This window comes from Pedobacter terrae (assembly GCF_900100705.1).
Classification (GTDB): Bacteria; Bacteroidota; Bacteroidia; order Sphingobacteriales; family Sphingobacteriaceae; genus Pedobacter; species Pedobacter terrae.
Map to the genome: position 1 here is coordinate 1 of NZ_FNCH01000022.1, position 14,813 is coordinate 14,813.

At 39.7% G+C, this 14,813-nt stretch carries 8 protein-coding genes; all 8 read right to left on the bottom strand.

The window, feature by feature from the left end:
* Positions 1 to 428: 428 nt before the first annotated feature.
* The gene (locus BLR60_RS20715; protein ID WP_090503416.1) at positions 429 to 1,391 is read right to left on the bottom strand and encodes an acetyl-CoA carboxylase carboxyltransferase subunit alpha; all 963 of its coding nucleotides are present in this window, start codon (positions 1,389 to 1,391) and stop codon (positions 429 to 431) included.
* Positions 1,392 to 2,428: 1,037 nt separating this feature from the next.
* On the bottom strand, positions 2,429 to 3,988 hold the full coding sequence (locus tag BLR60_RS20720; RefSeq protein WP_090503418.1) for a S10 family peptidase: 1,560 nt from the start codon (positions 3,986 to 3,988) through the stop codon (positions 2,429 to 2,431).
* Positions 3,989 to 4,191: 203 nt separating this feature from the next.
* Entirely contained in the window at positions 4,192 to 6,123 is a 1,932-nt protein-coding gene (locus tag BLR60_RS20725; protein WP_090503421.1) for an alpha-amylase family glycosyl hydrolase, read from the bottom strand.
* A gap of 252 nt (positions 6,124 to 6,375) precedes the next feature.
* On the bottom strand, positions 6,376 to 7,752 hold the full coding sequence (locus tag BLR60_RS20730; RefSeq protein ID WP_090503424.1) for an MFS transporter: 1,377 nt from the start codon (positions 7,750 to 7,752) through the stop codon (positions 6,376 to 6,378).
* 130 nt (positions 7,753 to 7,882) lie between these two features.
* Positions 7,883 to 9,748: an alpha-amylase family protein gene (locus BLR60_RS20735; RefSeq protein ID WP_244155715.1), complete on the bottom strand. Its 1,866-nt coding sequence runs from the start codon at positions 9,746 to 9,748 to the stop codon at positions 7,883 to 7,885.
* Complete coding sequence (locus tag BLR60_RS20740) at positions 9,745 to 12,063, bottom strand: glycoside hydrolase family 65 protein (RefSeq protein WP_090503426.1); 2,319 nt, start codon at positions 12,061 to 12,063, stop codon at positions 9,745 to 9,747. Before BLR60_RS20740 ends, BLR60_RS20735 begins: the two co-directional genes overlap by 4 nt.
* Positions 12,064 to 12,135: 72 nt before the next feature.
* Entirely contained in the window at positions 12,136 to 12,822 is a 687-nt protein-coding gene (pgmB, locus tag BLR60_RS20745) for a beta-phosphoglucomutase (RefSeq protein ID WP_090503429.1), read from the bottom strand.
* 65 nt (positions 12,823 to 12,887) lie between these two features.
* Positions 12,888 to 14,768, bottom strand: a complete 1,881-nt coding sequence (locus tag BLR60_RS20750) for a glycoside hydrolase family 13 protein (protein ID WP_244155716.1) — start codon at positions 14,766 to 14,768, stop codon at positions 12,888 to 12,890.
* Positions 14,769 to 14,813: the final 45 nt, after the last annotated feature.

The window sequence follows — 14,813 nt, forward strand, 5'->3', positions numbered from 1 at the left end:
CTGATAAAGATCGTTCAGGTACAGCTCAAAAAGAAGTGGGCATTCTCAAACTTGAGGTCGATCATCAGGCTGCATATCATGAGTTACATCAGTCTGTATCAGTTTCTCAACAACCCTGAAAAGCTAAATATTGGACGGAGAGATAACAGCAGTCTAAAAAGAGGGGCCTTGGAAATTGATTTTAAAACATAACCTAACCCAATTAGCCTAAAAACAAAGTATTTTCTTCTTTGTAAATTTTAACCGGACAACAGTGAAATAAATTCAGCATGACGAATTGGTCTAGTTCGGGACATTTGTAAAGCAGTTTTTCATAAATAATTATCGAGCTTAGGTTATCAGGTTTCTGAAACATGATAGGTTTATAAAGCACAAAAAAATCCCGTTTAGCATTGCCAAACAGGATTCAAGTTTATTTTAGTTAATGATTATTCGTTTACTACGCCCATTTCACAGAATTTCTCAATCCTCTGCTCAATCATCTTATCTGTTTTTAATTTACCCAAAGCGCCTAAATCTTTCACGATATATTCTTTTAATGTTCTACCCATTAACTCCGGATCCTGATGTGCGCCCCCAAGCGGTTCAGGGATAATACCATCGATTAGTTTGTTGCCAAACATATCATCAGAAGTCAACTTTAAGCACTCAGCAGCCTTCTCTTTAAAATCCCAGCTTCTCCATAAAATAGAGGAACAGGATTCAGGAGAGATTACCGAATACCAGGTGTGCTCTAACATATATACTTTATCACCGATACCGATACCCAAAGCACCTCCGGAAGCACCTTCACCTACTACAATACAGATAATCGGCACGCGAAGAACAGACATTTCCAGTAAGTTTCTGGCAATTGCCTCACCTTGGCCACGCTCTTCCGCCTCTAAACCTGGGTAAGCACCCATTGTATCAATAAAAGAAACGACAGGCTTATTAAACTTTTCTGCCAAACGCATTAAACGTAAAGCTTTGCGGTAACCCTCCGGATTGGCCATACCAAAATTGCGAAACTGGCGCTCTTTGGTGTTTTTACCTTTTTGATGACCGATAACCATTACCGTTTGACCATTTATGGTAGCAAAACCACCGATAATCGCCTTATCATCCTTAACCGTTCTATCACCATGCATCTCGATAAAATCATCGCAGATCATATTGATATAATCAAGGGTTTGCGGACGATCTGGGTGACGGCTCATCTGAACCTTGTTCCAACCGGTTAAATTTTTATATAAGTTATTGGTAGTTTCATCTAATTTACCATCAAGCTCGTCTAAAGTGGCAGACATATCTACCTTAGTTTTTTCGGCAACTTGCTTAACCTTTTCTATCTGCTGAACTAAATCGGCAATAGGTTTTTCAAAATCGAATGATGTTTTTATTTGCTGCATAATTGAACCACAAAAATAAGTAATTATTTTTGGTTTGTAACCAACAGTTTTTTGTTTACGTTTTTGAGGAGATAAATCGTTTCAAAGAGTTGACAAATTTATCGGCATAGTGGTAATAAAGTTGTCAACTCTAGAATCTCAAATTTGAATTTATTGCTGTTCTATTTTCATTCTTTTTAGTTTAGAAAGCAATTGCAGTAGTTCTTTGGTTTGGTTCCGTCCTGCTCTCCCTCCTGCCGCGAAGGGCGGCATCCGTATGATCAGGTTTATTTTACGCTGGTTTCTGCAACTATGCCTGGTTTCCGTGCCACTGCCCTATTAACACCAAACGTTCCTACGGAACGTAACGCCAATTATAAATTGGCTACCTAGGAATCGTCCCGATGGGACGCACCGGCGATATTAGCAACCACGTAGGATCTCCGTGTCGCATGCCAACACATTTAGCCCTGATTGCAATGGAAAGCACGCAAGCGAGGCACGAGTGCGGACTTGTAATGCAAAGCAGGACGAACGATAATTATTGCACTACAACTGCGCTCCAATAACTTAAAAGAATTAACAATTAATAGCTATAGAAGGTTGTCAACGCTAAAGTTAAAATGATTGATTTGGAAAGCAATACCTGTAGCCCGTTGGTTAAAGCAATCCAGCCCCTGTTTCTGCCGATTGGAAAAAATTGGCATCTCACTCCGGCCAGGTTTAGATTACTCCTGTTCGCGCAACTATGCCTGGTTTCCGTGCCACTGCCCTATTAACACCAAACGTTCCTACGGAACGTAAACGCCAATTATAAATTGGCTACCCAGGAATCGTCCCGATGGGACGCACCGGCGATATTAGCAACCATGTAGGATCTCCGTGTCGCAGGCCAACCCATCTAGCCCTGATTGCAATGGAAAGCACGCAAGCGAGGCACGAGTGCGGACTTGTAATGCAAAGCAGGACGAACGATAATTATTGCAATGCTTGTGCGCTCCTATAAACCCAAAAGCATTGACAAATAATAGTGCTTAAGAAGGTTGTAAATACTAAATTTAGAACTTAGCGGCCTCACCTGCTTTTGGCAAAGCTTTTTTAATAAACTCGCGGATATGATTATTCGCCATTTTCAGATCTTCTTTCCGCAGGTACATCATATGCCCGCTGCGGTAACCTTCCCAACTCATACGGTCTTGCAGTTTACCAGCAGCATCTAACTGCCACATGCTATATTTGGCATTAAAATAATCGCAGGCACCATCATAATAACCCGATTGCACCAATAAATGCAGGTAAGGATTCTGCGCCATGGCCTGCCGGAGGTTATCACCCGTCTGATCTCCGGATTTATCCCATGGATACACGGAACCGAACATATTGTACTTCAAATCGGTTTTGTAATTCAGCTCGTTGCGAATGTACATATTGATGGCTGGCGTAAAGGAATGCAACCAGGAAGTTAGTTCGGCATTATAATCGGGTCCTTCACCTGCACTCATTTTATCAATGCCCCTATAACGTGAATCTAACCGGCCAACAGTAAAACCTTTATCTCTCAGTAGTTCTTTCCAGAAGAAATCTGTTGGTACATTAAGGTTATAATCTAAAATTACCTTTTCTGAAAGTCCTGAATAACGGGCCACTTTTCCCGCAATGGCTTTCTTTTTTTCCTCACTTAACATTCCGCCCTGCGAAATGGCCGGGATGAGCTCATTAATGGTAAAACTTTCGACTTCAGGAAGCATAGCCGTTAAATCTTTGCCCTGTAAATCGGCTGCTAAAGCTTTATGGTACCAAGCGGTAGCGGCGAAATATGGTAAACGCAAAGCGGCATCAACAGAACCGCTACGTTCAATGCCCAATTCGGTTGGCGAAACCAATACCACACCGTTCAGATACATCCATTGGCTGTTCTGTAATTCTAAAGCTAAGCCAGAAACGCGCGTAGTGCCATAACTTTCGCCAATTAAAAATTTAGGTGAGGCCCATCGGTTATTACGGGTGACGAAGGTGTTGATCCACTCGGCCAGATATTTAATATCGGCACGTACACCGAAGAATTTATTGGTTGGAATATCTTTGCTCACTGCTCTCGAATAGCCTGTGTTAACCGGATCGATGTATACAATATCTGCCACATCTAAAATAGAATATGGATTTTCTTTATAACCATAAGGCTGTACGGGATAACCTTCTTCATCAATATTTAAAACCACCGGACCGGTATAAGCAATATGCATCCATACAGAAGCCGACCCTGGACCACCGTTAAAAGAGATTAATAAAGGTCTTCTATCCCGGTTTTGTACATCGCTGCGTTCGTAATAAGTATAAAATAAACCAGCAATCGGTTTGCCATCCTCATCCCAAACAGGTAAGGTACCGGTAGTGGCTTTATACGGAACGGCTTTGCCATCAATGTTTACGGAGTGATTGGTAACCACCGAACTCTCCACTTTAATGTTCCTTTCATCAGCCGAAGATTTAGGTTCGTCTTTAACGGTTACCTGTGTAGTGGTTACGGTTTCTTTAGACTGTTTTTTTTTTGGTCCTTGCTGTGCATATGCAAAAATGCCCATGCATAAAAATGTAGCGAATATAAATCTGAATTTCATTACGTTTGGTTTGGTTGCTAAATATCAAACTATTGTAGCGTTAATCAAACAGCACATTAGAAATGTTACCATAAAAAAGCCGATACTGCATCCAGCAATAACGGCCCTCAACGTCTTAAAGATATAACACGATCAACCAAGATGGACAAATAATTGAAACCATGCAGATTTTCAAAACCTACAAGGTATGAAAGCAAATTAAATTACTTTAAAGCTGTTCTACTAAAGATGTGGTATTCTCCAGGCGCTAAAGTTTGCGTGTAATTGTCGGTGCTTAAATTAATACCAGCACCAACTGCATCAAGCCAGCTTCCAGCTGTACCGAAATCAATGTTGGCCGTTTGGCTCACTACATCAAAATTACCCACCACCACCACGGTATTATTTCCATCCGTTAACTTGATATATTTGATGCCGCCAGTAAGGTTATATGTTGAATTAGAGGAATTAAAGATGCTGTTATTCTTTTTCAACCTGATGAATTTGGCATAAGCATCGTATAAAGCCTTACGGTTAGGGTCGCTGTAATAATCCCATTTAATTGGTTTTTCGCCTGTCCTACCATTAAAATCTATGCTAATATCATAACCCAGCTCCCCGAATTGCCAAACCATTTTAGGTCCGGGAATGCTGAACAAAAAGGCGGCTACAAGTTCTTCTCTTTTTAACGAAGTGGCCAGGCTCCCTTTAATTACATCATTTCCGGAAGCATTGCCGAAGGTAATATTCTTAAAATTTAATCGCTCCTCATCATGACTTTCGCCATAACCCACTAAATTTTCTGACTTAGCAAAGCCATGGTTGGCATAAAAGCCCCATTGAAAATTAGAATTATCTAACCAGCCCATCGTAGCCTCATTCATGTTATAATTCATATTGTTCCAAAGCATCATACCGTCATCAGCCAATACCTTTTCTTCAGATTCTTCTGCAAAGTGCTCCAAAATCACATAGAAATTAGGATCTAAACTCTTAATGTAGCCATTGTAATCTTTCCAGATGGCAATCCGGCCGGCATCGTATAACCTAAACTGTGCATCATCAGTTGATTGCTTTTGCGTAAAACCCTTTGAAAGATCGAAACGGAAACCATCAATTTTGTATTGCTGCATCCAGAATTTCATCACATCTTTCGAGAAGTTCCTGGTGGCCAAACTTTCATGGTTAAAATCGTAACCTACATTAAATGGATGTTTGGCATCCACATTAAACCACGGACTATTTGCGGTAGGTTTTGAGCCATCGAAATACAATTGCACCATGGGCGATTGACCGAAAGAGTGATTTAATACCATATCCATAATCACAGCAATACCGCGTCCATGGCATTCATCTATAAAATTCTGTAATGCAGTTTTGGTACCGTAGTATTTATCGGGGGCAAAATAAAAGGATGGGTTATAACCCCAGCTTAAATTCCCTTCAAATTCATTTATTGGCATTAATTCTATTGCATTGATTCCCAAACCAGTTAAATAATCGAGTTTGGCCAAAGTTGATGCATAGTTATGATCAGTAGTAAAATCACGTACCAATAATTCATAAATCACCAGGTTATCTTTTGCAGGACGGTTGAAACTGGTGTTTTTCCAGGTATAAACGGGCTGGTTAGCCTGCATTACACTTACTATTCCCGTTGTTTTACCTGTTGGGTAAGCTTTTAAATTGGGGTAAGTTGCCGCACTAATGTATTTATCGTTATCAGGATCAAGTATTTTCTCGCAGTAGGGATCGGCAACTTTTAGGTTTCCATCTACATAAAACTGGTAGGCATATTCTGTAGATGGATTTAAATGATCAAGCTGAATCCACCAGTAATTTCCATCGGTTGTGTTTTTCATTGGCGTTGCACTGGTAGACCAATCATTAAATTCACCAATCAAGGAGACTGATTTTTTTCCGGGTGCATAAAGTGTTACAATAGCTGATGTTCCGTTATTCGTAAATACCACACCGTCTTTTGCCCCTGCCGGCAGATCAGCTTTCTGATCAATTGGTGCAGGCTCTAGACCAGTATCTGATGTTTTTTTACAGGCGGTATTAAACGCTGTTAACAAAAGCAATAGGTAAATTATTCTTTTGCGTTTTTTTGTTTCGTGCAGACACGAACCAAGGTGGTTAATATTTTTTTTCATTTGGTTAGGTATTTTTGGTTTTTACCACAGAGATCACCGAGTTTTTCACAGAGTGCACTCCTAATACATATTTTATGTACCTCGGTCTGTGTCCTCACAGACCATGGATATCTTTATACAGATCTATTTCTCCACTCTAAGCCATGGTTCGTGTCTACACGAACCATACTGATGAATTTCTTCTATCTGTCTGTGTCTCACAGACAGATATTATATTGGCGATCTGCGAGGACACAGATTATGTATAGTGTTTTAAACTGACCTATTTTCCTCTACTCCAAGCTTTGAAGCTAAAACTTCGTCTGTTTTCTTAGGTTCCCGTATAAATACATAACAGATTACTGCTGCCAAAATCATCAATCCACCGCCTAGTTGCACGGCTAAAAGCCTGTCGTTATTTAACACATTACGCATTAACCAACCGAAACCCAGCGAAGCAATAATTTCGGGCAATACAATAAAGAAGTTGAAAATGCCCATGTAAATCCCGATTTTATCTTTTGGTAGCGAGCCGCTCAGCATGGCGTATGGCATAGAAAGAATACTGGCCCAGGCAATGCCTACCCCTGTCATACATAAATACAGCATATTTTTATCGTGTACCCAGGCTACGCTGATTAAGCCTATGGCTCCACAGATTAAACAAAGGGCATGTGTGGTTTTACGGCCCAGTGCATCAGCAATTTTGGGTAGCACCAAAGCAAAAAGAAAAGTTATTACGCTATAATAGGCAAGTGTTAAACTGCCAAAATCGGCACCATGTGCATAAACCGGATCAGCTGCATCTTTACCGCCAAAAACATTCACCGCAACAGCTGTAGTATAATAAAACCACATTAAAAACAGGCCTGGCCAGGTAAAAAACTGCACCAAAGAAACAATCTGCATCCTTTTTGGCATATTTCTTAGCGCATGAAAAATTTCTCTTGCCCCACCACCAAAACCTTTATTGCTTTCCTGCACTTTTTCTTTAAAATCAAGATCCTGGGGTGGGTATTCCTTTGTGGTAAGCACCGTCCATAATACAGCGGCGAAAAAGAAAAAGGCACCGATATAAAAAGAAAACTTTACATTTTCCGGGATATTGCCTTTTTCTGCCGTATTGGTTAAATGGAATACATTGTTCATGATCCATGGTAGCGCCGAAGCCACACTACCACCCAAACCAATCATCATACTCTGCATGATAAAGCCACGGTTAACCTGACTATCCGGTAATTTATCGGTAACAAAAGCGCGGAACGGTTCCATTGCAATGTTTCCGAACACATCTAAAATCCAAAGTAAACCGGCTGCCATCCACAGCACACTACTATGTGGCATAAAAATTAATGCAATACTACTTACAATGGCCCCAACCATAAAATAAGGCCTTCTCCTGCCCCATTTTGGATGCCAGGTACGATCGCTCAGGTAACCTATTATTGGCTGTACCAATAAACCGGTTAAAGGGGCTGCCAAAAACAATAATGGAACCTGATCTGGATTGGCACCAAGGTTTTCGTAAATGCGGCCCATGTTAGCCCTTTGCAAATCCCAACCGAACTGGATCCCGAAAAACCCCACGCTCATATTGATAATCTGCACAAGTGTTAATTTGGGATTCTCGAATACTGTTTTTAAGCTCATTATAATTGGTTTATTTTTTAACCGCAAAGGTCACAGAGCAAAAAGGCAAAGAGACGCAAAGTGGAAATTTAACCTGTTCTCTGCTTGCTTTGCGTTGCACTTAGCGTTCTTTGCGGTTAATTCATTTTTTTTAAAACTCTATCACCTGTGCACTCACCGGCGCCAGGTTTACTGGTATGCTTGTTCCTGCAGGGATATTCAATTTTCTATCTGTTAACAGTTCGGTAACGGGCGATGAACTTTTAACCTTTAAAACTTCTTCCGGAATTTCGATTTTGGCAGTTAAAGTTTGGTCTCGATCGAAATTGGCGACTACCAATAAACGCTGTTTGCCAGAATAACGGATAAAAGCATACATCCGTTTGTTCATATTTCCGGTAACAGGCACTTCATAAATTTTGCCATTAATTACAGCATCACTTGTTGATGTTACTTTTAATAACTCCTTATAATACGCCCTTAAATTTTGTTGTGCAGCATTTAATTTATGGCCATCAAACAAGCCGCCGTTCATCCATTTCTGGTGGTTCGGAACACCCCAATAATCGAAAATAGTGGTCCGGTTATCGTCTCCGCCATAACCCTCTTGTCCTTTTCCTGGTTCACCTACATCCTGACCAAAATAAAGCATCACAGGGCCTCCGCCTAAAGTTGCTGAAATAACCATTGCTGGCAAAGCCAGCTCGGCCTTGCCGGCAAATCCGGCAGAAGCAATTCGTTCTTCATCGTGGTTTTCTAAAAAACGCAGCATCCGATGGCCAAAACCAGCACTTTCCTGCTGCCAAATGAAACGGATATCTTTTACATCTGCATTTGGTTCATTTCTGATCAACCTTTTTAAACCATCATACAAACCTACTTTATCGTAGAGATAATCAAATTTGCCTTCATCTAAATATTGTTTATAAACTTTTGGATTATAGGCTTCTCCGATAAAAATTAAATCCGGATTCGATTTTTTAACCTGTGGAATTACCCAGTTCCAAAATGCAATGGGTACCATTTCGGCCATATCACACCTGAAACCATCAACTCCTTTATTGGTCCAAAAGATTAAAATATCGCGCATTTTCAACCATACCGGCGGAATAGGATCAAAATATTCTTTTTCGCCATTCTGATAATCTACGCCATAATTCAACTTAATTGTTTCGTACCAATCGTCGTATCTAGGTTGTGCTGAAAAAACATTGTTACCAGTGGCTTTTGCCGGATTTTCATCGAATTTACCATCCTGAAGTACTGAAAGTGGCGTTTTTTGTCCATTTGTTGGAACCACTAAAGCCTGACGGGGAATATAATAAAAATCGTTCTTAGTGCTAAAAGCTTTGCTTACATCATCATCTGCACCAAAATCGATTACATCTTTTGGTTTCGCACCAGAATGATAGCTTCTGGCCACATGATTAGGTACAAAATCGATCAGCACTTTTAAGTTTTTAGCATGTGTTCTTTTCACCAGTGCTTCAAACTCTTTCATCCTGTTTTTGATATCAACAGCCAGATCGGGATCTACGTCGTAGTAATCGCGGATGGCATAAGGCGAGCCCGCCCTACCCTTCACTACATCAGCGTCATCAGGTTTAATGCCATAGGTAGCATAATCGGTTAAACTCGCATGGGCAAGTACACCGGTATACCAAATATAGTTTACATGGAGTTCTTTTATACCATCCAATGCTTTATCCGTAATATCGTTAAACTTACCGGAACCGTTTTGTTCAATAGTTCCGTAAGAGATATTAGTGGTATTTTTATTCCCAAATAAGCGGGGTAATAACTGGTAGATAACGATCTGTTTATCATTCATTTTCAGGCGCTGTTTTTGTGCAAAGGATGATATAGGAAGTATGATGACAATAAAAAAAAGTATAAATAGCCACTTTTTATTGCTTCCAGATAAGCATAAGCTTTGAGCAGAATAACATCTTCTATTTGATAAAGTTTTAGATTTTAAACCGCTACCTTCTGCCTTTATACCCTTTATCTTTCTCATACTAACGCAGCGTTATTCACGTTAATTTCGGCATTTCCAGCCAGGTTAAAAAACTGATTTCGGACGCCGATTTCTAAATCAACACCTGCATTGTTTTTGATATTAATGCTGTTTTCGGTAATATTTATCTTTAAGGTAGCTCCTCTGAAACCGATGGTAAATGAGAAAGATTTCCATTTATCCGGCAAGAAAGGATTAAAATGCAGTTTGCCATCGCGCACACGCATGCCAGCAAAACCTTCTACCACACTCATCCAGGTACCCGCCATCGAGGTGATATGTAAACCATCTTCTGTATCGTTGTTATAATCATCCAGATCTAAACGTGCAGTACGTAAGTAGAACTCGTAGGCACGTGCTTCGTCATTTAATTTTGCCGCTAAAATGCTATGCACGCAAGGCGATAATGAACTTTCATGTACGGTACGTGGCTCATAAAAATCGAAGTTGCGTTTTAATGTATCCAGATCGTAATCTTCTTCAAAGAAATATAAGCCCTGTAAAACATCGGCCTGTTTAATAAAACAGGAACGTAAAATCCTGTCCCAGCTCCATTTTTGATTAATAGGACGTTCGCTTGCCGGAAGATCTTTCACTAAAATCTGCTCTTTATCTAAATATCCATCCTGTTGTAAGAAAATTCCCAATTTTTCATCTTGTGGATAATACATTTTCTCGATGATATCGGCCCAATCAGTAAATTCCTGTTGATCGAAATTCAAACTTTTTAATAGGTGGTTGTATTTTTCAGGTTGTTGTGTCTTTACAATTTCAGCAGCTTCGGTTGCATATTTTAAACACCATGTTGCCAAAATATTGGTGTACCAATTATTATTTACATTGTTTTCATACTCATTTGGTCCGGTTACACCAAGCATTACATATTGTTGTTTATCGTTGCTCCAGTTAACACGCTGTTTCCAGAAACGCGCAATACCAATTAACACTTCCAGGCCAAAATCAGAAAGATAACTTTCATCTCCTGTATAGCGGATATAATTGAAAATGGCAAAAGCGATGGCACCATTACGGTGGATTTCTTCGAAAGTAATTTCCCACTCGTTATGGCACTCCTCACCATTCATGGTTACCATTGGGTATAATGCTGCACCATGTTTAAAACCTAATTTCTCGGCATTTTCTATGGCTTTACCCAATTGTTTATGGCGATAAACCAACAGGTTTTTACTTACTTCCTGAGGAGCAGTTGCCAGGTAAAAAGGCACACAATAGGCTTCGGTATCCCAATAAGTAGAGCCACCGTATTTTTCTCCTGTAAAACCTTTCGGACCAATATTTAAGCGATCATCTTTACCTGTATAGGTTTGAAAAAGCTGAAAAATATTAAAACGGATGGCCTGCTGTGCAGAAACATCACCTTCAATAATGATATCACTTTCTTCCCACTTCGCTGCCCAGGCATCGCTTTGTTCTTTTAATAAAGTATCAAAACCCTTAGCGGATGCTTTGGCAATTACCGATTTGGTATCTTTTAAAAGTGCTTCTTTAGGATAATTTTCTGAAGATAAATTAGCCGCAATTTTAACCAGCGTAATCTCCTCGTTTGCTTTAACATCCACAGAAAAAGTTTGTCCGACGAATTTTTCTTTACGGACAGCTTCCGGATTGAAATCTAATTTCTCCCCATTTTTATAAAGTTCAATATTACTTCCTGTACAAACTTCAAATTCGGTTTTCTTTGTTCTTAATTTGATATAAGCCTCTGTACCCGAGATTTCATCAGTAACTTTATCCCAGAATTTTTCATCGTAATTACTGTCTTGGTTTTTTACATCCCCATCAATAAAAGGCATTAATGTTAACTTACCCTCGAAATTTAAAGGGGTAATGCTATAGCAGATGGCTCCAACTTCATCATCAGCAATGCTGCAAAAACGGGTCGATTTAACTTTTAGGGTTTTACCACTTTTTAATCTGGCGCTGAAGGTACGTTCCAAGTATCCGGCTTGCATGTTCAACACCCGCTTAAAATCACTTACCTCAGCTGTTGCCAGATCAAGGATTTCGTCATCGATTTTTACTTCGATGCCTACCCAGTTTGCAGCATTTAGTACTTTGGCAAAATATTCGGGATAGCCGTTTTTCCACCATCCTACCCGGGTTTTATCTGGATAATACACGCCTGCAACATAATTCCCCAGCAGGGTTTCTCCGGTATAGGTTTCTTCAAAATTTGCGCGCTGGCCCATACGTCCGTTGCCCAAACTGAAAATACTTTCCGAAATTTTATTTAGATGTGGATCAAAGCCTTCTTCGATAATATTCCACTCATCCGCTTTAATGTAGTTTTTCATATTCTAGTATTGAGAAGTGAGATTTGAGATATGAGACATATTGCCTTAAACCCTAAACCCTACACCATAAACCTATAAATTCTCTAAATCTTTAACCGTTAATTTATCTAATCCACTTACTACAAGATCAGCCTGGCTAAGCACACTTTTTTCGCCGATACCGATGGCTTTCATGCCACCTCTTTTTGCGGCTTCTACCCCTGCAACAGCATCTTCAAAAACCACGCATTGATCTGGTGCGAAACCTAAAAGTTGGGCTCCTTTTAAAAACACTTCAGGATCAGGCTTTGATTTGGTCACCATATTGCCATCTACAATTTCATCGAAGAAATGAGCAAGGTTTGTTCTTTCTAAAATAATTCCTGAGTTTTTACTTGCCGAGCCTAAAGCCAGTTTATAACCAGCTTTGTGAATTGCAGTTAGGAAATCAACCGTTCCGGGCAAAACTTCTGCAGGTGTCATTTTGGTAATCATATCTACATACCAACCGTTTTTCAAAGTAGCCAATTCTTCTTTTTCTGCATCGGTTTTTTCTACATCACCCCAGGCCAAGATCTTGTTCAAACTTTCTACCCTACTCACACCTTTTAACTGTTCGTTCTGCTCTTCTGTAAAATCGAAGCCCATGGTATTGGCCAAACGTTTCCAGGCTTTATAATGGTAAACCGCAGTATCTACCAGCACGCCGTCTAAATCAAATAAACAAGCTTTGATTTGAGATTTGAGATCTGAGATTTGAGATTTGAGATTTTCTTGCATCTTTGTTATATTTTTTTGTATCAGGTAATCAGTATCAAGATGTAAGTCTGACACCTTTTACCTTTCTACCTTAATTCAAGAACCAACGTGGTCTTAGCGGGTATTTTAATGTTTTTAAATTCGATGTTCTCGCCGGTAATTACATTTTTTGCTGCTGTAATCCCCGCTGTTCTTTCGGCAAAACGATCTGTGCTTATTGTTTTTTCTTTTTCTGTATTGTTTACAATAACCATTACCGTGCCTTTTGGTTCTGCATTGTAGCGGAAATAAACATAAACATCATCCTGCGGAACAAACTGCATTAATTTTCCTGTTTGTAAAGCCGGACTACTTTTACGAAAACTAGCCAGTGTTTTAACAAAATCAAAAGCTTCGTTTTCTTTCTTGGTACGTCCGTCAGCCACAAATTTATCTTTTTTATCGCCCTCCCAGCCACCAGGAAAATCAGAACGAATCAATCCATCCGGATTGGAGAAATTTTTCATCAGGATTTCGGTTCCATAATACATCTGCGGAATGCCGCGCATGGTTAACAAGATGCTCATGCCCATTTTGTATTTATCGAAATCTTCGCCAACCATAGAATAGAAGCGGCTCATATCGTGGTTATCTAAAAAGATGCAGTTGGTATTTGGGTTTTTATACAGAAAATCGTGCGCTAAGGTGGCATATAAACGATTAATTCCGTCTACCCAACCATTTTTGCCATTTATTCCTTCGTAAATTGCATCTTTTAAAGTAGCATCAGTAATGCCTTGTAAATGGGTATCAAAACCACGGTTAACGGTGTTACCACCTGTAAAAAAGGCCTGGTTCGCTACTGCAGTTACGAGTGTTTCGCCAAAAACAGATAAGTGCGGAAATTCTGCCTGAACTTTTAAAGCCCAATCGGCCATATAAACCGGATCGTTATATCCATAAGTATCCAAACGTAAACCATCAATACCTGCATATTCGATCCACCAGATGTGATTTTGGGTCAGGTAATTTTGCACATAAGGGTTTCGTTGATTTAAATCGGGCATGGTGGGTACAAACCAACCATCGAGCATCTGTTTACGATCCGCTGCTGAGGCATGTATATCCATCAAAGTTTGATCGCGGTAGCTGGTTTGAGTGTATTTTGGCCATTGGTTTAACCAGTTTTTCATGGGTAAATCTTTATAAAACCAATGGTGGGTGCCAATGTGGTTGTGTACAATATCTTTAATCACCTTTAATCCTTTGGCATGGGCAATCTCTACATATTTTCTGTAAAGTTCATTAGTACCATAGCGGGGATCTATTTTGTAATGATCGGTTACCGCATAGCCATGATATGAAGCCTGTGGCATATCATTTTCTACTTCTGGTGTCATCCATACTGTAGTTACACCTAAATCTTTCAGGTAATCAAGGTGGTTAATTACCCCCTGGATATCGCCGCCGTGGCGGTAATACATGCTGTCGCGATTTAATGCCGTTTCAGTTAAACCCTGAACCACATCATTGCTTTTATCACCGTTCGAAAAACGATCGGGCATCAGCAGATAAATAAAATCTTTGTTGGTTACCCCCTGAATTCTGCCCGCACTTTTATCGCGGTTTTTTAATTCGTAGATGTAAGTAAATATCTTTTTGCCGTTAGCTGTAAAATTAATCGGGAATTTCCCGGCTTTAGCAGCAGGCATAATGGTTAAATCGAGAAATAAATAGTTCGGATTTTCTACTTTGTTAACCTTAACCAGTTTAACTTCCGGATAAATTAAGGTTACAGTTGTATTGGCGATCTGATCGCCATGTACCAATAATTGCAGTTTAGGATTGTGCATACCGGTAAACCAAAACATCGGTTCGATACGCTCGAGTGTTTGGGCGAAAAGGCTATTGAAAGAAAGGATAAACAAAAGCGCAACGGTACTGCTTATCTTTTTAAAAAAAGTATTAGTATGAGTATTAAATAGCAACTGAAATTTTTTAAGGGTATGACGTCTGATCATGCTAAAACTTAA

Coding starts and splice junctions, on each gene's coding strand:
- BLR60_RS20715 (WP_090503416.1), bottom strand. CDS start 1,391: ATGCAGCAAATAAAAACATCATTCGATTTTGAAAAACCTATTGCCGAT.
- BLR60_RS20720 (WP_090503418.1), bottom strand. CDS start 3,988: ATGAAATTCAGATTTATATTCGCTACATTTTTATGCATGGGCATTTTT.
- BLR60_RS20725 (WP_090503421.1), bottom strand. CDS start 6,123: ATGAAAAAAAATATTAACCACCTTGGTTCGTGTCTGCACGAAACAAAA.
- BLR60_RS20730 (WP_090503424.1), bottom strand. CDS start 7,752: ATGAGCTTAAAAACAGTATTCGAGAATCCCAAATTAACACTTGTGCAG.
- BLR60_RS20735 (WP_244155715.1), bottom strand. CDS start 9,748: ATGAGAAAGATAAAGGGTATAAAGGCAGAAGGTAGCGGTTTAAAATCT.
- BLR60_RS20740 (WP_090503426.1), bottom strand. CDS start 12,063: ATGAAAAACTACATTAAAGCGGATGAGTGGAATATTATCGAAGAAGGC.
- pgmB (WP_090503429.1), bottom strand. CDS start 12,822: ATGCAAGAAAATCTCAAATCTCAAATCTCAGATCTCAAATCTCAAATC.